This is a genomic window from Streptomyces sp. NPDC042364 (assembly GCF_056437585.1).
Map to the genome: position 1 here is coordinate 300,575 of NZ_JBWKAJ010000003.1, position 18,319 is coordinate 318,893.

General features: G+C 73.5%; 18 protein-coding genes. 1 reads left to right on the top strand and 17 read right to left on the bottom strand.

Translation table 11 applies throughout. From position 1 onward, the window contains the following. Nucleotides 1-177: 177 nt before the first annotated feature. The 12 genes from AC067N_RS07820 to AC067N_RS07875 all read right to left on the bottom strand — a co-directional run bounded on the left by AC067N_RS07820 (nucleotide 178) and on the right by AC067N_RS07875 (nucleotide 12,667). The gene (locus tag AC067N_RS07820) at nucleotides 178-1,392 is read right to left on the bottom strand and encodes an MFS transporter (RefSeq protein WP_478678011.1); all 1,215 of its coding nucleotides are present in this window, start codon (nucleotides 1,390-1,392) and stop codon (nucleotides 178-180) included. Further along, complete coding sequence (locus tag AC067N_RS07825) at nucleotides 1,389-2,732, bottom strand: amidohydrolase family protein (RefSeq protein WP_478678012.1); 1,344 nt, start codon at nucleotides 2,730-2,732, stop codon at nucleotides 1,389-1,391. Before AC067N_RS07825 ends, AC067N_RS07820 begins: the two co-directional genes overlap by 4 nt. Continuing rightward, nucleotides 2,729-3,982, bottom strand: a complete 1,254-nt coding sequence (locus AC067N_RS07830; protein WP_478678013.1) for an ATP-grasp domain-containing protein — start codon at nucleotides 3,980-3,982, stop codon at nucleotides 2,729-2,731. Before AC067N_RS07830 ends, AC067N_RS07825 begins: the two co-directional genes overlap by 4 nt. 53 nt (nucleotides 3,983-4,035) lie before the next feature. Then, nucleotides 4,036-5,070, bottom strand: coding sequence for a transketolase family protein (locus tag AC067N_RS07835; RefSeq protein ID WP_478678014.1), 1,035 nt, complete (start codon nucleotides 5,068-5,070; stop codon nucleotides 4,036-4,038). Further along, nucleotides 5,067-5,888, bottom strand: a complete 822-nt coding sequence (locus tag AC067N_RS07840) for a thiamine pyrophosphate-dependent enzyme (RefSeq protein WP_478678015.1) — start codon at nucleotides 5,886-5,888, stop codon at nucleotides 5,067-5,069. The genes AC067N_RS07835 and AC067N_RS07840 overlap by 4 nt, the downstream gene beginning before the upstream one ends. Next, nucleotides 5,885-7,855: a M20/M25/M40 family metallo-hydrolase gene (locus tag AC067N_RS07845; protein WP_478678016.1), complete on the bottom strand. Its 1,971-nt coding sequence runs from the start codon at nucleotides 7,853-7,855 to the stop codon at nucleotides 5,885-5,887. Before AC067N_RS07845 ends, AC067N_RS07840 begins: the two co-directional genes overlap by 4 nt. Further along, nucleotides 7,852-8,925: an N-acetyl-gamma-glutamyl-phosphate reductase gene (gene argC, locus AC067N_RS07850; protein ID WP_478678017.1), complete on the bottom strand. Its 1,074-nt coding sequence runs from the start codon at nucleotides 8,923-8,925 to the stop codon at nucleotides 7,852-7,854. The genes AC067N_RS07845 and argC overlap by 4 nt, the downstream gene beginning before the upstream one ends. Next, a complete protein-coding gene (locus AC067N_RS07855) occupies nucleotides 8,918-10,237 on the bottom strand; it encodes a DegT/DnrJ/EryC1/StrS family aminotransferase (protein ID WP_478678018.1) in 1,320 nt (439 codons plus the stop codon). Before AC067N_RS07855 ends, argC begins: the two co-directional genes overlap by 8 nt. Further along, the gene (locus tag AC067N_RS07860; RefSeq protein ID WP_478678019.1) at nucleotides 10,234-10,869 is read right to left on the bottom strand and encodes a PLP-dependent aminotransferase family protein; all 636 of its coding nucleotides are present in this window, start codon (nucleotides 10,867-10,869) and stop codon (nucleotides 10,234-10,236) included. Before AC067N_RS07860 ends, AC067N_RS07855 begins: the two co-directional genes overlap by 4 nt. A 235-nt stretch (nucleotides 10,870-11,104) precedes the next feature. Further along, on the bottom strand, nucleotides 11,105-11,974 hold the full coding sequence (locus tag AC067N_RS07865; RefSeq protein ID WP_478678020.1) for a RimK family alpha-L-glutamate ligase: 870 nt from the start codon (nucleotides 11,972-11,974) through the stop codon (nucleotides 11,105-11,107). Next, nucleotides 11,971-12,159, bottom strand: a complete 189-nt coding sequence (locus tag AC067N_RS07870; RefSeq protein ID WP_468071186.1) for a lysine biosynthesis protein LysW — start codon at nucleotides 12,157-12,159, stop codon at nucleotides 11,971-11,973. Before AC067N_RS07870 ends, AC067N_RS07865 begins: the two co-directional genes overlap by 4 nt. Nucleotides 12,160-12,466: 307 nt before the next feature. Continuing rightward, entirely contained in the window at nucleotides 12,467-12,667 is a 201-nt protein-coding gene (locus AC067N_RS07875; protein WP_478678021.1) for a hypothetical protein, read from the bottom strand. Between the two features lie 87 nt (nucleotides 12,668-12,754). Between AC067N_RS07875 and AC067N_RS07880 the strand changes: the two genes are divergently transcribed. After that, the gene (locus AC067N_RS07880) at nucleotides 12,755-13,771 is read left to right on the top strand and encodes a helix-turn-helix transcriptional regulator (protein WP_478678022.1); all 1,017 of its coding nucleotides are present in this window, start codon (nucleotides 12,755-12,757) and stop codon (nucleotides 13,769-13,771) included. 36 nt (nucleotides 13,772-13,807) lie between these two features. Here the strand turns inward: AC067N_RS07880 and AC067N_RS07885 are convergent, their stop codons facing one another. Genes AC067N_RS07885 through AC067N_RS07905 form a run of 5 tightly spaced genes read right to left on the bottom strand, consistent with a single transcriptional unit; the run spans nucleotide 13,808 to nucleotide 18,291 of the window. Then, on the bottom strand, nucleotides 13,808-14,515 hold the full coding sequence (locus tag AC067N_RS07885) for an ABC transporter (protein ID WP_478678023.1): 708 nt from the start codon (nucleotides 14,513-14,515) through the stop codon (nucleotides 13,808-13,810). Further along, nucleotides 14,506-16,029 carry an ABC transporter permease gene (locus AC067N_RS07890; protein ID WP_478678024.1) on the bottom strand — a complete coding sequence of 508 codons (1,524 nt, stop codon included), beginning with the start codon at nucleotides 16,027-16,029 and terminating at the stop codon, nucleotides 14,506-14,508. Before AC067N_RS07890 ends, AC067N_RS07885 begins: the two co-directional genes overlap by 10 nt. Further along, the gene (locus AC067N_RS07895; RefSeq protein ID WP_478678025.1) at nucleotides 16,026-16,892 is read right to left on the bottom strand and encodes an ABC transporter ATP-binding protein; all 867 of its coding nucleotides are present in this window, start codon (nucleotides 16,890-16,892) and stop codon (nucleotides 16,026-16,028) included. Before AC067N_RS07895 ends, AC067N_RS07890 begins: the two co-directional genes overlap by 4 nt. Next, a complete protein-coding gene (locus AC067N_RS07900; RefSeq protein WP_478678026.1) occupies nucleotides 16,889-17,752 on the bottom strand; it encodes a cupin domain-containing protein in 864 nt (287 codons plus the stop codon). The genes AC067N_RS07895 and AC067N_RS07900 overlap by 4 nt, the downstream gene beginning before the upstream one ends. Further along, on the bottom strand, nucleotides 17,749-18,291 hold the full coding sequence (locus tag AC067N_RS07905) for an RNA polymerase sigma factor (protein ID WP_478678293.1): 543 nt from the start codon (nucleotides 18,289-18,291) through the stop codon (nucleotides 17,749-17,751). The genes AC067N_RS07900 and AC067N_RS07905 overlap by 4 nt, the downstream gene beginning before the upstream one ends. Between the last annotated feature and the right edge of the window lie 28 nt (nucleotides 18,292-18,319).

Here is an 18,319-nt window from a genome sequence, read left to right on the forward strand (position 1 = left end):
CACCCCCGAGTCACTAAGGGTTGTCCCGTAATTCCCGGTGGATCAGCGCGCGGCGTCGGATGCGGTGCATCGCAAGGCGGAGGGGCATCCGCATACTGGATGTATGCGGATGTTCCGACAACGCGGCGAGGTGCCGTAGCCGGCGTCGCGCGCCCGCCGGGGATTACGGGACAACCCTTAGGCGCTCACCGCCTCCGCCTCCGCCCGCTCCTCCGCCGCACTCTCGCCCCCGCTGAACACACAGACCCCCGCGCACACCGCCGCGATCACCGCGGCCACGTACCAGTTCCCGCCCGGTACGTCCCGGGATGTCGCCAGGTCGAACAGGGCGCCCGCCAGGAGGGAGCCGATCATGTTGCCGGCGCTGCGGAAGAAGTGCATCGCGCCCATCGCCTTGGCGAGGCGGTCCGCGGGGACCTTGCGGGCGACCCAGATGTCGAAGGACGGGACGAAGAGGATCTCGCCCAGGACGACCGTGAGGCAGCCCACGACGATCCACGGCACCGAGCGGCCCGCGCCGAACGCCGTGAACGCCACCGTCATCCCGGCCAGGCCCACCGCCATCACCGCACCCGGGCGGAGGTGCTTGATCAGGAACTTGAACAGCGGGTACTGGAGCACCAGCACGCTCAGGCCCGTGATCCAGAACGGCGCGGACGGCGCCCAGCCCGGCGCGTACTCCTCCATGTGCAGCGGGATGCCGACCATGAAGCCGATGGAGAGGAACCAGAAGACGGCCGACAGCAGGAAGTAGCGGGTGGCGCCGCGGACCTCGATGCCCTTGAAGACGGCCGTGCTGAACAGCGGCACCCGCTCCGCCGGCCTCCGCGCGGCCTCCCCGAAGCCGTCCCTCGGGATGAACGCCGAGGACGCCAGGCAGAAGCCGATGAAGATCGCGAAGACGACCGAGAAGAGGGTGCGCAGGTCGACGTCGGCCAGCAGACCGCCCACCAGCGCGCCGCCGAAGAGGCCCACCTGCGCCGACATCTGGAAGGTCGAGAAGGCCTTCGGGCGCTCGTCGTCGGGGTACGAGACGAGGATGTTCTTCAGGCCCGGGAAGGCGGTGCCGGAGCCGAGCCCGATGAGGAAGGCCAGCGCGCTGTAGACGGCGACGCCGCTGCCGAAGCCCATCAGGCCCAGCGCGACCGCCTCCATGGCGGTGCCCGCGAAGACCGCTCCCCGGATGCCGATGCGGGAGGCGACCCCCTCGTAGCAGAACGTGGCGGCGAGCCGGCCGACGTACGTCATGCACATCACGACACCGGCCCAGAAGCCGCTGTCGGTGCCGCCGAGGGAGGCGACGAGGACGGGGAACCAGATGAAGTTCCCGATGTGGGCGAGGAAGATACCGGCGTTCACGCCGATCAGTGCCCGCCTGCGTTCGATGGTCACGCGGCCATTCCCTTCGGTTCGGTCCCTGCCTGGGCGGCCCGCAGGGCGGATATCGCGCGGGCGAGGGCCGCGCGGTCGATCTCCACGCCCCGGACGACCGTCCTCACGGGCAGCGCCGACAGCGGGCGGTCTGGGGCGGAGCCGTGCAGCAGGTTGTAGGTGGCGTCGGCGCCCGCGCTCAGCGGGTGCGCGCCCGCCGGGGCGCCGCGCAGCTCGTCGAAGTAGCGGCGGCCGCCGACCGTGGCCTGGTGGCGCAGCGCCGGGTCCAGTGAGGCGTCGTCGCCGCGCAGCAGGTCCAGCTCGCCGAGCAGGGAGTAGCCGTGGTAGGCGCCGGTGTTGCCGGAGTCGGTGCCGACCAGCAGGTCGCCCCGGCCGAGCGCGGCGAGCGCGTTGCGCCGCATGTCGGCGAGGGCGGCGGTGCGGGTCTCCTGGACGCCGTACTCGATGCCGTACGGCTTCTCGATGCCCTTGACGAAGTCGAGGTTGCGGACGTCCTGGGTCTCGGCGAAGCCCTCGCGGGAGTACTCGGCCAGGAACTCCTCGCCGGTCATGATCATCGGGCGGAGGCCGGCGAGCGTGGAGACGAACCGCGCTCCCGCGAACTCCTTCCAGTCGGCCGCGTCGAGCGTGCGGTCCCGGACGGTGTGGGCGAAGAGGCGGAAGCCGCACGCGTACGCCCAGCGGGTCTCCTGGAGGGTGTTGCAGTCGATGACCGCCGTGACCCCGCGCTCGGCGGCCATCCGGGCGGTGAAGCGCAGCACCCGCTCCGAGAGGCGGGAGAAGCGGACCGGGCTGCCCGGCTGCTCGGTGCCGTCGGTGAACATCACCTTCAGGAAGGTGCCGCCGCGCTCGGCGTTGGCGCGCAGCGCGTGGTCGAGGTCGGACTCGACGGCGAGCATGTGGACGGGGGCCGGGAACTCCACGCCGTGGCCGGTGCGGCCGGCCGCGTCGGTGGTCGCGGTCACCGCGTAGCCGCAGTGCACGATCTCCGGGTACGGCCACGGGGAGGCCTCCCGGCCGGCCGCCCAGGCGTCGGCGACCAGCGGGAAACCGAACATGTCCACCACGTGGGAGACCCCGTGGTACAGGTACTGGAGGGCCACGATCCGGGGGTCCTCGACCGTGTCGTCCCAGTTCGCGGGGAGCGAGACATGGGCGTGGGTCTCGGTGTAGCCGGGCCACAGTTCGAGCTCGCCGCCCCGGCGGGCGCCGGCGGGGGTGAGGGCCGTGTAGACGCCGTCCTCGGTCGTGACGTCGTAGAGGGCGCCGGGGTCGAGGGCCGGAACGGCCACCCCGCGCAGGGTGACCGGTCCCGTGCGGCCGCGTACGGCCTGGCTCATCGGGCCGCCTCGACCTTCAGCCGCAGGTCGATGGCGTCCAGGGCGTCCTCGTTGCGCTTGTTGACCTCGTCGCGGTCGGCGCCGGTGAAGATGATGTGGCCGATCCAGTCGAAGTTGCTCTTGGAGAGGCGGCTGACCTCGACGCCGGGCTTCTTGTAGGCGAGGGCGCTGTGGAAGCCGGGCAGGTCCTGGAGCCGGTCGAAGCCGATGGACTCGACGGTGCCGGCGACCGGGGAGCCGAACCAGTGGCCGCCGGCGATGGTCTCGCCGGGGAAGGGCAGCTCGGGGCGCTCGCCGAGGGCCTGGCGGATGACCTCCAGATAGGCGTCGACGCCGGAGCTGATCTGCATCAGGCTCGGCACGATGCCGCCGATGAGCCGGCCGTTGACCTCGCACAGCACCGGGCCGTCGGGGCCGAGCAGGAACTCGGTGTGGATGAAGCCGAAGTCGACGCCCAGCTCGTCGAGGACCCTCGTGGTCATCGCGAACAGCTCGTCCTGGAGCGGGTGCCCGGTGAAGTAGGTGGCGCCCATCTCGATGAAGTGCGGGAAGCCGCTCAGCGGACGGTCGGTCAGGCCGAGGTTGACGACCTCGCCCTTGCCGAGGACGCAGGACTCGACGGAGATCAGCTCACCGGTGACGAACTCCTCGATCAGGATGTCGGGGATGCGGACGACGCCGCGCCCGTAGTCGACGACGTCCGCGAGCTCCACGAGGTACGCCGCCAGGTCGTCCTCGTCCTTCAGGTGCAGCACATGCAGGCTGGCGGTGCCGTCGGAGGGCTTCACCACGCAGGGGAAGCCGATCTCGCGGACGGCCGCCTCGACCTTCGCCGGGTCGGAGACGTGCGCGAAGCGCGGCTGGCGGATGCCCTTGCCGTCGAGGGTGAGGCGGGTGAGGTGCTTGTGGCGGGCGTTGCGGGCGCCGTCGACGCTCATGCCGGGCAGGCCGAGCGCCTCCGCGACGGCCGCCGTGTGCACGGTGTGGTACTCGCTGTAGGTGGTGACACCGTGGACCGGGCGCTCGGCGTGGATCGTGCGGGCCAGCGCCGTCAGCTCCTCGATGGAGAACGCCTTCTCGCTCCTGATCACCCGGCAGTTGGGGTGGGCGTAGGCGGCCTCGGTGAGCGGGGAGACCGCGAGGTAGAAGTCGGGGTCGACGGAGACGAGGGTGACGTCGTGGCCGAGGTCCAGGGCGTTGGCGATGCCGGCCATGCCGTTGGGGTTGCATTCGATCATGAGGATGTGCACGGGGACTCCTGAAGTCGGTGTGGGTGGTGGGTGATTGCGGGGTGACGCGAAGCTCAGCCAGTGCCGACGTGCGCCCGCGCCCCTGCCTTGTCGACCGCGGCGAGCACGGCGGGCAGGTCCAGGCCGAGGGCGGCCATGACCTCCTCGTGGTCGCCGCCGTGCGCGGGCCAGCTCCGGTCCGCGCTGACGGAGGTGACACGGTGGTCCGGCAGAAGCAGCGCGAGCGCCTCCGCCACGCCGCCCTGGCCGCGGTGCTCCTCGACGACCACGAACCGGCAGTGGTGGCGGGCGAGTTCGGCGGCGGCGCGGGCCAGGTTCTCGTGGTCGAGGTAGACCAGGTGGGCGTGGGCGGTGCCGGGGGCGGCCCGCCGGGCGGCGAGGGCGAGCCGGGTGCCCTCCTCACCGACGGAGACCAGGCACACGTCGTCGGGCCCGGCCCTGAACTCCCAGTTCACCAGCGGCAGTTCGCCGCCGGGCAGCGGCAGGGGCAGGGACGCGTATGTGGCGTTGCGTCCGGTACGGATGTAGTGCGGGCGCCCGGAGCGGACGGCCTCCCGCACCACCGCGCGCATCTCGGCGTCGCCGTACGGGGCGGCGATGGTCACGCCGGGCACGCTGCGCAGGATCGCGAGGTCCTCCAGGCAGTGGTGGGTGGTCCCGAACCAGGCGCCGGAGACCCCGGCGTACGGTGCCACGACCGTGACTCCGGCGGCCAGATAGCCGAGGGTCAGCTTCAGGCTCTCGGCGGCGCGCAGCGCGGCGAAGGGGGCGAAGGTGCTCACGAACGGCTTGTGGCCGCCGGCCGCGAGGCCCGCCGCCATGTCCACCATGGCGCCCTCGGCGATCCCGAGGTTGAAGAAGCGCTCCGGGTGGGCGGTCTGGAAGGGGTGTCCCTTGCCGCCCAGGTCCGCCTCCAGGCAGACGATCGTGTCGTCGGAGCCGGCGAGCCGGGTCAGCTCGTCCCGGTAGGCGTCGCGCCCGGACAGGGTCACCGGGCGCTCGTCGGTGCGGGGCGCGGCAGGCTCGGCCGCGGGGGTCTCGGGCGTCCGAGCGGTGAGGACGCCGGCCCGCTCGCCCGTGGTGGTCATCGGACACCCCGCTTCCACTTGGCGGCGCGCGCCTCGTCGATGGTCACGTAGTGGCAGCCGGGTCTGCCCTCGACCGCGCGTACGCCCTTGCCCTTGACGGTGTCCGCGATGACGGCCAGGGGCCTGCGGGCGGCCGTGCGGTCCTCGGCGAACAGGGCGGTGAGGGCGGCGAGGTCGTGTCCGTCGGCCTCGGCGACGTCGAACCCGAACGCGGCGAACCGCTCGGCGAGCCGGGGCAGCGGGGAGATGTCGGCCACCATCCCGTCGTTCTGGCCGCCGTTGCGGTCCACGACGAGGACGAAGGTGCCCAGCTCCTGGGCGGCGGCGACCTGGCAGGTCTCCCAGACCAGGCCCTCCTGCAGCTCGCCGTCACCGGCGACGGCGATGCCGAGCCCGTGGTCGCCGGAGAGCCGCTGGGACAGCGCCCAGCCGGCGGCGTACGGGACGCCGTGGCCGAGGCTGCCGGTGGGGAAGCGGACGCCGGGCACCTTGGGGCCGGGGTGGCCGGTGTAGGGGTGGCCGGCGAGGCCGTACAGCGGGGCCGGGTTCTCCGGGAGGATGCCGCTGACGTACAGGGCCGCGTAGAGGCCGGCGGCCGCGTGGCCCTTGCTGAGGACGACCTCGGTGCCGTCGCCGGCGGAGGCGCGGTGCAGGGCGGCGATCAGGATGTCGAGGACGGAGAGGCTGCCGCCGAGGTGGCAGCCGCGCGGGCTCGCCGCCATGTCGACGACCAGCCGGCGGGCCCGGACGGCACGGTCGGCGAGCACGGCCTGCAATTCGTCTTCCTGAAGGGGCTGTTCGAGGACGGTCGTGGTCATCGCCTGCTCCCCTCGGGCAGGGTGAACCACCGGTTGACCGCGTCGGCGAGCAGTGAGCGGGCGGTGCGGTACTCCATGGGGTCGATGCGTTCCTCGTCGGTGTGGTCCAGGGAGGAGTCGCCCGGCCCGTACGCGACCATCGGCACGTCGTGCCAGGTCGTGGCAAGGGTGTTCATGTCGGACGTGCCCTTCTTCACCACGAAGCGGGGCCTGATCCCGGCCTGGGCGAAGGCCCGGGTGAAGACCTTGACCAGGGCGCTGGACCGGCCGCCGGCGTGACCGGGGGTGGCGCGCAGCACCTCGACCCGTACGTCCTCGCGGGCGTGGCCCAGCGCGACGGCCCTGAGTGTCTCCACGTCGGCCTTGGGCGGCACCCGGAAGTTGAGGATGCCGGTGGCGGTGCTGCGCTCCCGGCCGTTGTCCACGTGGACGTCGATGACGGCGCTGAGCGCGTCCGGCACCTCGGCGAGCACCGCGGCCCGGACGCGGCCGAGCACGTCGATGAGGTGGTCCGGCGCGGAGACCGCGTCCATCCCGGCGGAGTGGCCGCTGGGCACGGAGGCGGTGATCCGGAGCTTGAACAGTCCGAAGTAGCCGAGGGTCAGGGTGCCCGAGCCGCTGGGCTCGCCGATGACGACGGCGTCGGCCGGGTAGCGGTCGCGGGCGAAGAAGGCGCCCTTGGAGGAGGAGATCTCCTCCTCGACGGCGCCGACCACGCACAGCCGGCCGTCCTCGGGGATGTCCGCGTGGGCGAGGACCTCCAGGAAGGCCGCCAGGCTGCCCTTGGCGTCGACACTGCCGCGGGCCCACAGCTCGCCCTCGCGCCACTCGGCGGGCCAGTGGTGCGGGACCGTGTCGAGGTGACCGAGGAGCATCAGCCGGCGGGGTCCGTCGCCGCGGGTGGCGACCAGGTTGCCCGCCTCGTCGACATGGGCGTCCATGCCGCGCTCCCGGCACCACTCGGCGAGGTAGCCGGCGAGTTCGGCCTCGTCGCGCGAGACGGAGGGCACGCAGGCCACACGGGTGAGCAGACCGAGGTCGGCGGCGGGCTCCTTGGTGCGCCAGAACCGTGTCCAGCCCGACGGCTCGCCCATGGTGTGCGGGCCGGTGATGGCGACGTCGGCGCCGCTGTCCCGCATGGCGATCTCGGCGGCCCGCACCTTCTGCCGCATCCTGCCGCCCGCGTACCGGGCGCCCTCGCCCGGATAGGCGTCGAGGAGCGTCGAGCGCGGGTCGGCCGGGTCGGTCAGCAGCCCGGCGGTGCCCGTGACCAGCCGCAGGTGGTCGGCGCCGAGCGCGCCGGTCAGGACGGCGGCGACGACGTCGGCGTCCACGTTCAGCGGGGCCCCGCCGGCCGGGTCGGCGACCGGCGGCGACAGACAGACCACGTCGTACGCCTCCAGCAGCGCCGTCAGCCCGTCGGTGTCGACGTCGGTGGGCACACCGGCCCGGTGGTCGCGGACGACCACGGTCCGGCCCTCGGCGGAGACCGTCTTCAGAGGGCGGTTGGCCCTGCCGGTGACGAGTCCGCCGCGCGCGGCCACCGAGGTGAACACGGTCAGTCCGAGCGCCCGCAGCTCCCGTTCCACGGCGGGCAGCGTGACCCGCTCGTAGGCGTCGACGAGGTGGGCCATCTCCTCCGGCGGGCAGTAGCGCACCGAGTCGCCGCCGGCCAGCCGCAGCTGGGGCATGGGCCGTCCGATGGACGTGTAGTGGCGTTCGATGCCGGTGGCGCCGCCCGCGACGAGCAGCACCCGGGCACCCCGGGCCACCAGATCGGCCAGCTCCTTGTGGATCGCGCCCCGGTCGAGGGTCGCGCTGCCGGCCTTGATGACGTACAGGGGCCGGGTGGACCGGGAGGCGTACGCGGCGGCCCGCGCGACCGGTGCCACGGCCGGCGCGGCCGGCGCGGCCGGCGCGGCCGACTGGTCGGTCACGGTCGTCGGGTGTTCCGTCAGTGACGTCATGGGGACACCGCCGTCGTGGGCAGTCCGGCGGTCTCGTCGAGGCCGTGGACGAGGTTCATGGCCTGGACGGCCTGTCCGGCCGCGCCCTTGATGAGGTTGTCGAGCGCGGCGACGGCGACGACCTGGCCGCCCTGGACCGCGATGGCGACCTCGGCGACGTTCGAGCCGACGACCGCCTTCAGCATCGGGAAGTCCTGCGGCGCCTTGGGCGCGGGCCGCACCCGTACGAACGGCTTGCCGACATACGCCTTGGCGTAGGCCCGCTTGACGTCCAACGGGGTGACGCCGTCCCGGAGTTCGGCGTAGGCGGTGACCAGGATGCCGCGCGCCACGTCGAGGCTGTGGGTGGAGAACCGGAGGTCGACGGCCGCGCCGGTGAAGTCGGCGATGGCCTGCCGGACCTCGGGCGCGTGCCGGTGCCCGTACAGCTTGTGCACCCGGAAGTTGCCGCTGCGCTCGGCCGGCGGCTCGCCGCTGCCCCGGCCGCCACCGGTGGAGCCGGTCTTGGCGTCGACGACGACCCGGTCCGTGGCGAGCGGCTCGGCGCCCGCGAACAGCGGGTACAGGGCGTAGATCGAGGTGACGGCCATGCAGCCGGGCAGGTTGACGAACCTGCCGTCCGGCACCACGGGGCTCAGCTCCGGTACGTAGTAGGCGAAGTCCTCCAGCGGCGGGTGCTCGGCGGTCTTCGGGTAGTGCGCGCGCACCTCGTCCTCGGCCCGCAGCCGGAAGTCGCCGCCCAGGTTCAGCACGCGCTTGGCGTGGGCCGCGATCAGCGGCAGCCGCTCGGGCAGCGCGCCGGTGGGCAGGCAGCCGAAGGCGACGTCGACGGCGTCGATGTCCGCCAGCCGGTCCAGCGGCCGGAACTTCAGGCCCGCCGCCCTCGGGTGGTTGCGCAGCCACGGGTGGACGCTGCCGACGGTGGCTCCGGCCGCCCGCTCGGCGGACAGGAAGGCGAGTTCGACGTGGGGGTGCTCCAGGAGCAGCCGGATGACCTCGCCCCCGGTGTATCCGCTGGCGCCGACGACGGCGACCCTGATCTTCTGTCGTGAGAGGCCGGTGTCAGCCAAGGCGGGCCGCCTTCTCGTACGGCCGCACGTAGTCGCGCTCCTCGACGAGTTTGCGGATGGCGTCGGGGCGGCGGGCGACCTTGCGGAAGGCGTCGGCGTAGCGCAGGATCCGCTCGTACTCGACCGGGGAGCGCAGCTCGCGGCAGAGGACGAGGGTGGAGTCGAGCATGCCGAGGGTCACGGGGAAGTCCTCGGGCCGGTGGTCGCGCACGGCGCCCGGGTTGAGGCTGAACGGGTAGCCGTTGCCGAACCCGTCGCGGTGGCGGAAGGGCAGGTGGCAGGGGATCGGCGTGTTCTGCCACTCCCGAGCCGGTACGCCCTCGGCGACGAGCAGCTCGTGCACGGCCTCCTTGACCGCGTGCACGGGCAGGTCCGCCAGCCCGACGGCCCCGGGGTGCAGGGTGATCCGGTACATGTTGTACGCGTGGACGTGCCCGGCGGGCACGTGCGGCGGGGTGAACAGCCCGGTGCCGTCGAGGGCCTCGCCCAGCAGGGCGGCGTTGCGGGCGCGGATCTCGTCGTAGTAGGGCAGCCGCTTGAGCTGGCTGGTGCCGAAGGCGGCGGCGATCCACGACATCCGGTAGTCGATGCCGTGCCGCGCGAGGTAGTCCACGGCCCGGCCGTACGCCTCCTCCGTGGCGAAGAAGGCGATGCCGCCCTCGCCGCCGAGCGGGAAGTTCTTGTCGGCCATCAGGCTCTGCCCGGCCGCGTCGCCGAACGAGCCGGCGACCCGGTCGCCGATCTTCGCGGAGTGGGCGTGGGAGGCGTCCTCGACGAGGGCGATGCCGTGCCGGTCGGCGAGGGCGCGCAGCGCGGGGACGTCGGCGGGCAGTCCGTGCACGTGCACCGGCATCAGCGCCCGGGTCCGCTCGGTGACCGCGGCAGCGGCGGCGGCCGGGTCCATGCAGTACGTGACCGGGTCGACGTCGACGAACACGGGAACGGCATGGGCGGCGACGACGGCCTGCGCGGTGGCGATGAACGTGAAGGCCGGCACGATGACCTCGTCGCCCGGCCGCACCCCGGCGCCGACGAGCGCCATGTGCAGGCTCGACGTGCCGCTGGCGGTGGGCAGGGCGTGGGCGGCCCCGACGTACTGCCGGTAGGCCTCGGCGAAGTCGGCGACGACCTTCTCGGGGGTCTGCCGCTGGGCGAGCATCAGGTTGAACACGTCTTCCTTGGTGATGACCGGGAAGAGCGTGCGGCGCAGCGCCTTGGGGATGATCTCGCTGCCGCCGAGGGCGGCGAGTTCCTCGTCGAGGTCGGCCGGATCGGGCAGCGGGAGGGGCGAGTTCGGGAAATCGGTGATCATGACTGCTTCGCTCCGGAGGTCGCGGCGGGCCGCGCCGCCTGGGTCAGGGCCATCCGCACACAGGCGGCCACGAGCGGGCTGAGCCGGTAGTTGAACTGCACTCCGGGCACGAGGTCGGCGTCCGCCTCCTCCTGTGTCCACATCGTGCGCAGGTCGTGGGCGCCGAAGATCTTCAGCCGCTCGGCGCGGGCCCAGAGTTTCGGGTCGTCGGTGAGGACGGCGGCGGCGGGACCGAAGCCGAGGCCGGTCAGGTCCACGACGAGGGCCGGCGCGGTGGCCCCCGCGGCCAACTCGCCGAGCCGGTCGGCGTTCGCCGGGTCCAGCGCGATGTGGTCGTACGCGGCAGGTCCGTCGTACGAGGTGACGTTCACGCCGAGCCAGGCGAGGAACGCGGAGGTCTCCGCGTCCACGTCGGCCGGCGCGACGCTGTCGCCGTGGCCGATCCCCTGGCCGGCCAGCGCGGCGTGGATCGCCCCGGTGCGGCTGTTGAGCAGCACGGCCTTGCTCCGCCCGGTCTTCTTCCCGAGCAGCCGCTCCAGACCGGGCAGCTCCCGGTCGCTCTTCTCGATGCTCATCACCACGCCCGAGGTCAGGACGCGGGTGAGCACCGTGGCGGTGTCGAACAGTTCCATGTGATGCGGTGCCTCTTTCTGAAGATCGCGAGGGTGTGGGGGTGGGTGGGGTGCGTTGGCGGGTGCGGGTGCGTTGTGGCTGGTCGCGCAGTTCCCCGCGCCCCTGGAGGGACGGGCCTGCGGCCCTCCCTCCTGAAAAGCACGGGGCGCAGCCCCGGTCGCTTTTCAGGGGCGCGGGGAACTGCGCGACCAGCCCCCACCCGCCCGCACCCGCCGACGAACCCGCACCCCCGAGCTACTGGGCGCCGACGGAGACCAGCTCCGCGACGTACGCCGCGTACAGGCCCGCCACATCCACCCCGTGCCGTTCCGAGGACTTCGCGAACTCGGGGTTCGCGTTGACCTCCAGGACGAGCAGGTCCCCGGTGCTCCGGTCCTCCACGAGGTCCACCCCGTAGAACCCGGGTCCCAGGGCGTCCACCACCTGCCCGCACAGCTTGTCGATCTCGGCGGTCACCTCGACCCGCCGGACCTCCGCTCCCAGATGCGTGTTGGTCCGCCAGTCCTCCGACACCCGCTGGATCGCGACCACCGGAGTCCGCCCGATCACGACGACCCGCAGATCGTGTCCCGGCTTGTCGACGTAGGACTGCACCACGACGGGGAACAGCTTCCCCGTGGCGTCGGCGGACTCCCGCCCCCCGGCCCACGCCTCCACACACTCGGCGTTGGCCATCTTCGTGACTCCCCGCCCCCACGACCCGCTGACCGGCTTGACGACGGCCGGCATCCCCAACTCACGCACACACGAGCGGACTTGGTCGTAGCTGAAGGCATGCCGGGTCACCGGATGCGGTATGCCGTGGCGCGCGAACAGCAGCGACTGGAGCCCCTTGTCGTTGCACGCCTCGATGACGGACGACCGGTTGAGCGTGGTGGTCCCGGCGTACTCCAGCCGCCGGGACACGCTGACGGCGTCCCGGTGGGACAGGTTCCGGATCACGGCGAGAGCGGGCGGACCGCCGCGGCCCGCCACGACGCCCGCCAGATCCTCCATCAGCAACGGCCGCGCCGCGAGCCCTTCGGCCCGCAGGGCGCCGAGAAGGAGCTTCTCCTCGGGCCGCAGCATCGTCACCGAGAGCAGGACCTCGTCGGGGGTCGTCACTCGCCCCAGTCCTCTTCCACCTCGGGCGCGAGGTCGAGGCGTACACCGCTCTCGGCCTTCTCCACGACCTCGTGCTCCTGCCCGCAGGCGGTGCACTCGGTGATTTCCCCCTTTTCCCAGTCCTCCTGGACCTCGAATTCGGTGTCGCACACGAGGCACTTCGGTGCGGCGATTGCGGTGGTCATTCCTGTGACTCCTTCGTTTGTTCAATATGAAACCGACAAGCCGGATTACCTGGAGTCGGCATGCGGAATTCACCGGACGGCGATCCGGCCGGACGGTTTCCCCGTCAGCGGTCCGTGACAGAACCCCACGCCCGCCCGTGCCGCGCCGGGGCGCCGCGGGCGCCCGCCGGGGCCCGTACCGGACCGGCCGGGAACGGCCGGGAACGGCCGGGAACGGCCCCCGGATCACGGGGGCACATCCGCTTTGCACGGGCTTTACGTGGGAAGAATCAGCCGATCCCCCGGATCGGCGATGGCCCGACGGGGCTTAGGGCCAGCCCGGGTCGGCCGGCGCGTTGGCGACCTGGGCGCCGGCGACCGTCGCGCGGTCGGCCGTCCCGGAGGCGGCGGAAAGCGTCAGCGCCGCGGCGGCGACAATGGCGAGCGCGCCGGCAAGTCTGCGCAGGTACGTCATTTCTCTGATCCCCCTGAAGAATTTCCGGACTTCCGGCTCCCCGCCGGTGTCCACACGAAGAGCATGCCTCGGCCGGCCGGTTGCCGAAAGTGATTGAAGGGGTCATGATCGTGCACTGCAGAAACCTGAAGGGGGCCATGCATGTGCGGTGATGCGGACATACGCGGGGGCGCCGAGACACCGGCGGAGGTGTGCGGCGCGGGACTCGAGTTCTACCGCACCGCACTGCTGGAGGGGAGGGCTCCGGCCGCCCAAGCACCGTCCTGCTTGAGGGAGTTCGGCCTGGTGGCGTCTGCGGTGGACGACCCCGACGCGCTGGTTCCGCTACCGCCCTCGGTGGCGACGGCGGCGCTGGCACACCCGCTGGAGCGGCTGATCCTGGAGCAGCGGCAGGCCCTGGCGTCCGTGCGGGCGTCGATGTCCCAGGCGGAGAGCGTGTACCGCACCGCCCGCCGCAGGGACGACGAGTCGTCCCAGCGGCTCACCCCGGCACCGGTGATCACCGCCGCGCTGGACGAGGCGATCGAGGCCACCAAGCACGAACTGCTCACCGCGCACCCGGGCGGCAGACGGCCCGAGGAGGTCCTGGTGAAGGCGCTGCCCCGCACGCTGACGGCGCACCGCAAGGGCGTGAAGCAGCGCACGCTGTACCAGCACACCATCCGGGCCCACGGTCCGACGCTCGACTACATCAAGCAGGTCACCGAGCTGGGCGTCGAGGTGCGGACCGTCGACGAGGTCTTCGACCGGATGATCATCTGTGACCGTGCCGTCGCCTTCATCCCCGACACCGGCAAGGACCACGGCACCCACGCCCTCAAGGTCACCGACCCCGGGGTGGTGCACTTCCTGGTCTCGGCCTTCGAGTACGCCTGGGAGCGGGCGAAGCCGGTCGTGTACGAGCACGACCAGCAGCGCCCTCGGCTGCTCACCGACGAGACCCGGCTGCATGTGCTGCGGCTCATGGTCGACGGCTACACCGACGCGGCCATCGCGAGCCGGCTCGGCATCAGCACCCGGACCGTCGCCAGCCATCTGAAGAAGGCCGGCGATCTGCTGGGCAGCAACAGCCGCGCCCAGCTGGCCTATCTCACCGCGAAGAGCGGGCTGCTGGAGGACACCGCGTCGAGTGCCTGCGACTGCGATCGCCACTGCTGAGGCCCCGCCGGTTCGCGCACCGGCCGCCCCGCCGGGTCAGCGGCCGCCGTCCCCGCGCGGCACACCGCCGCCCCGCTTCGGCACCCGGCGGGCCCGGCGGCGCGGCTCGGGGCCGCACGCCGCCCACACGAGGAGCGTTCCGGCCAGGATGCCGGTCCAGAGCGTGTGGGAGTCCGCCCAGCGGGGGTCACCGGGCTGCACGAACAGCGCATGCTCGTACGGGAGGAACACCGCGGCCGCGACCGGGACCGCCGGCACCGCGGCGGCCACGGCCGGTCCGGGCAGCCGGACCGCGCTGAACCGCACCGCCGCCCCGGCGAGCGCCAGCGCCAGCCCGGACAGCGCCCCGGCCTCGACCGTGAGCGCCCCGGCGGGCAGCGCGGCCCACGGCCCGGCGTCGCCCGACCGTACGACGCCCAGGACCGCCGCCCACCAGACCGCGCCCACGAGGCAGACCACGGCCACCCGCAGCGTCTGCCGCAGCGGGCGCGGTACGGGGGCGACCCCGGTGGTGTGCCGGGCCGGATCGTCCAGGGCGAACGCCATGCCCACCGCCCCGCACAGGGCCGCCGCCCGCACCACGTTCGCCAGCACCGCAGCCGGAAGCTCCAGCGAGAACAGGGCAGGTACGGCGGCGACGACCAGCCCCAGTGCCCAGCCGGCGGCGAGCAGTCTCCACGGCAGCGCCCGCACCGTGGGCCGTGTCAGGGCCGCCGCCACCGCCGCCCGTCGCCTCACGCGCACCCCCACTCCCGGTCCGCGGCCGTCTCGGCCGGGGCGGTGACGCCCAGCAGGGCGGCCGCGCGGTCGGTGGTCGTACCGGGGGCGGACAGCTCCGCCCAGTGCGCCCGCACCGCCTGTCCCACCTTCGCCTGCGGCCGGGCCAGCAGCCGCTCGACCACGGTGAGTTCGCGGTCGCGCAGGGCGATCGCGGTGACGGGTGCCCAGATCACGCCGGGGCTGTTGTAGGCGTCCCCGGTCTTGTCGAACAGGGCCTCGCCGTCGCGGGTCGCGCGGATCGCCAGCCACACCGTCAGCACGCCGCGCGCGTCGCAGTACGCCCCCTCGTCCCGCTCGTTCCCGACGACCAGCCCTCGGGCCACGCTCGCCGCGAACTCCAACTCCCGTTCGCCGCCCCAGGCCGTGCTCGCCGTCACCTCGCCGGGCGCGGCGGGCAAGGGCTCTTCGATGCCCGACGGTCCGTCGAGCGCGTTGACCTTCTGCCGTACGGTCAGGGCCTGTTGAGCGCGGGGCCCGCCCGCCAGTGACCGCACCCGGTCCGTGACCCGGGCCCACTCGTCGGTCCAGGGCGTGAACTCGGGGAAGGCGCAGTACGTCGTCGGCCCGCGCCGCTCGCAGTCCTGCACCTCGGCCGGGTCGCGGGTCGCCACCTGACGCGCCTCGCGCACCGCGTCCGACGGTGCCGTGCCCTGGAGCACGACGGCGGCCACGACCGCCCCGAGCGCCGTGAGCGCGGTGGCCCGCACGGCCCTGGTCCGGCCGCCGCTCACCCTGACCGCGCCCGCCGCCGCCAGCACCGCGAGCGCCAGCAGATACAGGGCGTGCCAGCCCGCGGGCCGCCCGAGCAGGCCGGACGGCAGCGGCCGGGCGCCCTCGTCGAAGACGACGGGCGCCATGCCGCGCAGCCAGGCCGGGCTGCCGGAGTCGGCCACGAAGACGAAGACGGCGGCGATGACGGCGACCGCGGCGAGCGGGGCCACGAACGCCGGCCGCATCACCCGGCCCAGCAGGACACCCAGGACGGCCAGGAGCAGGATCAACAGTGGACCGGTCACCAGTTCGAACACCGAGGCGTGGCCGACCGCACCGGGCTTCAGCGCCTCGGCGGTGAACTGCCCGGCCACGATCAGCGCGCCGACGGACACCGTCGGCAGCACCGACAGGACGTGCGCGCAGGTGCGCCGCCACGGCTGCACCACCAGCACCGCGAAGGAGTTGTCGGTGCCCCGCCGGTGCGAGCGCAGCACCCCCAGGTTCGCGGCGATCATCACCGCGAGACCGAGGACCAGCTGGCCGAGCTGGGTCTCGCGGTCGACGTCATGGAGGACGGGATAGGCGTCCTCGGGCTCGCCGCCCGGCCACAGCAGCAGCGCCAGGTATCCCGCCAGCGCGACCAGTACCAGGGGGTGCAGCAGCAGGCGCCGCGCCTCCACCCGGGCCAGCGCGAGCACCGCCCGCCGGCCGTCCCCGGCCGGCGGCGCGGGTGCGGTGACCGGGGTCCCGGTCAGGGCCGTCATGCCGCCACCTCCGCCACCGTGTCGCCGCCGAGGGCCAGCAGATAGCCGTCCTCCAGCGTCGGCTCGACCAGCCGGGCCCCCTCCGGGGGGTCCCCGACGTTGCGGAACTCGCCGGTGCCGGTGCGCCAGCCGGCCCGGGCGCCCGGCTGCCGCTCCGTGCTGCGCCACACCCGGCCGTCGGCCACCGCCGTGAGCTCGGCCGGGGTGCCGTCGAACCGCACCCGCCCCTTGTCCATGACCACCACGCGGTGGCACAGCATCGCCACGTCCTCGGTCTGGTGGGTGGACAGCAGCACCGTGCGGCCCTCGCCGGCCTCCGCGATCAGCTCGCGGAACCGCATCCGCTGCTCCGGGTCCAGTCCGACCGTGGGCTCGTCCAGGACCAGGAAGCCGGGGTCGCCGACCAGGGCGGCGGCCAGCGCCACGCGCTGCTTCATGCCCCCGGAGAGTTTCCGGATCCGCTTGCCGCGCACCTCCCCGAGGCCGACCGCGTCGAGGACCCGGCGGGCCTCGGCGTGCCGGGTCCGCCGGTCCGTCAGCTCCTTGAGGATCGCCACGTAGTCGACGAACTCGAAGGCGGTGAAGTCCGGGTGGAAGCCGGGGTTCTGCGGCAGATAGCCGAGGGCCCTGCGGGCGTCCTGCCGGCCGGTGACGGTGCCCGGGTCGTGGCCCAGCACGGTGAACGCCCCGTTGTCCGGCGCGGTCGCCGTCGCGAGGATCCGCAGCAGCGTCGTCTTGCCCGCGCCGTTCGGTCCGAGCAGGCCCGTGACGCCTTCGGTGAGGCGCAGTGTCACCTCGTCCACCGCCCTGGTGCCGCGGTAGCTCAGGGTCAGGCCGGCGGCCGAGACCGTGGGTCGTGTCATGACAGCCTCCTGGCTGCGGATCGAAGGGGTCGGAAGGATCGGAGGGAAGGACCGGGCAGGGCCGCGCTGTCGAAGCGGTCGCGTGCCGCCACCAGCAGCACCGTCGCCACCACGGCGACCGCCGCCGCCGCGCCCTGGCCCTCGGCGGTGAAGGGCAGCGGCGTGCCGGAGGCCAGCAGACGGCTCAGCGCCACCAGCGCGGCCCAGGCACCGCCGACCAGGGCGGGCGCGAGGACGGGCCCCAGCCTGGCCGTCAGCGCGACCCCGGTCGAGGTCAGCGCGAGGGCCGGCAGCAGCCAGCCGAGTGCCGCGAGGCCGAGCGAGGGCAGCGCGAGGCTCGCCAGCGCGCTCAGTGCGGTCGTCGTCGAGAGCACGGCGACCGTGCGCACCATCAGCAGCCGGAAGGTGTGCATGGGCGCGACCACGGCCGACTCGTACGTCGGGTCGAGACCCGGGCCGAACGACACGGCCACCCCCGCCAGCGGCAGCAGCGGGGCCGTGGCCAGCAGCAACAGCGGTGACGCGGCGAGCGCCACGCAGACCGCGAGCAGCAGGGTCAGCACCACGGCGCCGAGCCAGGAGCCGCGCAGCAGCGGGGTCGCCGCGAGCAGCCGCGCGGTGTGGTCGGCGACCCCGGCCCGGACCAGCAGCGACTCGAAGGGGCCGGGCCGCGGGGCGTCCAGTTCGGCGTCGAGCCGGGCCCAGCCCGCGTCGGTCTCGGCGGCCGGAACCCGGGCCGCGAGCGCCGTCCGGCAGTCGGCGCAGGCGGCGAGGTGGGTCTCGACGGACCACAGCCGGGGTGGTGCCAGCACTCCGGCGGCGTACTCCCGCAGATCCCCGTCATCCGTGTGCCAGCTCATGCCAGGCCCTCCCGCAGTTGCTTCCGGGCGCGCATGGCCCGGGTCTTGACCGTGCCCGGCGGAATGCCCAGCAGGACGGCTGCCTCACGGGTCGTCAGACCGTCGATGACCGTGGCCTGGAGCACCGCCCGCAGTTCCGGCGAGAGCGCGGCGAGCGAGCCCGCCAGGTCGCCGTGGCGCACCCGTGCCAGCACCTGTTCCTCGGCGGACGCCTCGTCGCGGTGGCGCAGCCGGGCCAGCGCCTGCCTGAGCCGGCCGCGGGCGCCGTCGCCGCGCAGCGCGTCCACCAGGCGGCGCGACCCGATCCGCCACAGCCAGCCCGCCACGTCGCCCTCCCGGTGGTAGCGGGCCGCTCCCCGCCACACGTCGAGGAACGTCTCCTGGACCACGTCGTCCACCAGCACCGGATCGGCGCACCGCCCGCGCAGCCGCAGCCTGAGCCACGGCGCGTAGTGGCGGTACAGCTCCTCGAAGGCGCGACGGTCACCGTCCGCGACGGCCCGCATCAGTTCGGCGTCGCCCGGACTCCCCCGCTTCATGTCGCTCACACCCCCTCATCGGACGAGG

Excerpts from the sequence above, each read along its gene's own strand:
- AC067N_RS07895 (WP_478678025.1), bottom strand. The coding sequence starts at position 16,892 with ATGACACGACCCACGGTCTCGGCCGCCGGCCTGACCCTGAGCTACCGC.
- AC067N_RS07845 (WP_478678016.1), bottom strand. The coding sequence starts at position 7,855 with ATGACGTCACTGACGGAACACCCGACGACCGTGACCGACCAGTCGGCC.
- AC067N_RS07840 (WP_478678015.1), bottom strand. The coding sequence starts at position 5,888 with ATGACCACGACCGTCCTCGAACAGCCCCTTCAGGAAGACGAATTGCAG.
- AC067N_RS07835 (WP_478678014.1), bottom strand. The coding sequence starts at position 5,070 with ATGACCACCACGGGCGAGCGGGCCGGCGTCCTCACCGCTCGGACGCCC.
- AC067N_RS07860 (WP_478678019.1), bottom strand. The coding sequence starts at position 10,869 with ATGGAACTGTTCGACACCGCCACGGTGCTCACCCGCGTCCTGACCTCG.
- AC067N_RS07825 (WP_478678012.1), bottom strand. The coding sequence starts at position 2,732 with ATGAGCCAGGCCGTACGCGGCCGCACGGGACCGGTCACCCTGCGCGGG.
- AC067N_RS07900 (WP_478678026.1), bottom strand. The coding sequence starts at position 17,752 with ATGAGCTGGCACACGGATGACGGGGATCTGCGGGAGTACGCCGCCGGA.
- AC067N_RS07855 (WP_478678018.1), bottom strand. The coding sequence starts at position 10,237 with ATGATCACCGATTTCCCGAACTCGCCCCTCCCGCTGCCCGATCCGGCC.
- AC067N_RS07870 (WP_468071186.1), bottom strand. The coding sequence starts at position 12,159 with ATGACCACCGCAATCGCCGCACCGAAGTGCCTCGTGTGCGACACCGAA.
- AC067N_RS07880 (WP_478678022.1), top strand. The coding sequence starts at position 12,755 with ATGTGCGGTGATGCGGACATACGCGGGGGCGCCGAGACACCGGCGGAG.
- AC067N_RS07905 (WP_478678293.1), bottom strand. The coding sequence starts at position 18,291 with ATGAAGCGGGGGAGTCCGGGCGACGCCGAACTGATGCGGGCCGTCGCG.
- AC067N_RS07890 (WP_478678024.1), bottom strand. The coding sequence starts at position 16,029 with ATGACGGCCCTGACCGGGACCCCGGTCACCGCACCCGCGCCGCCGGCC.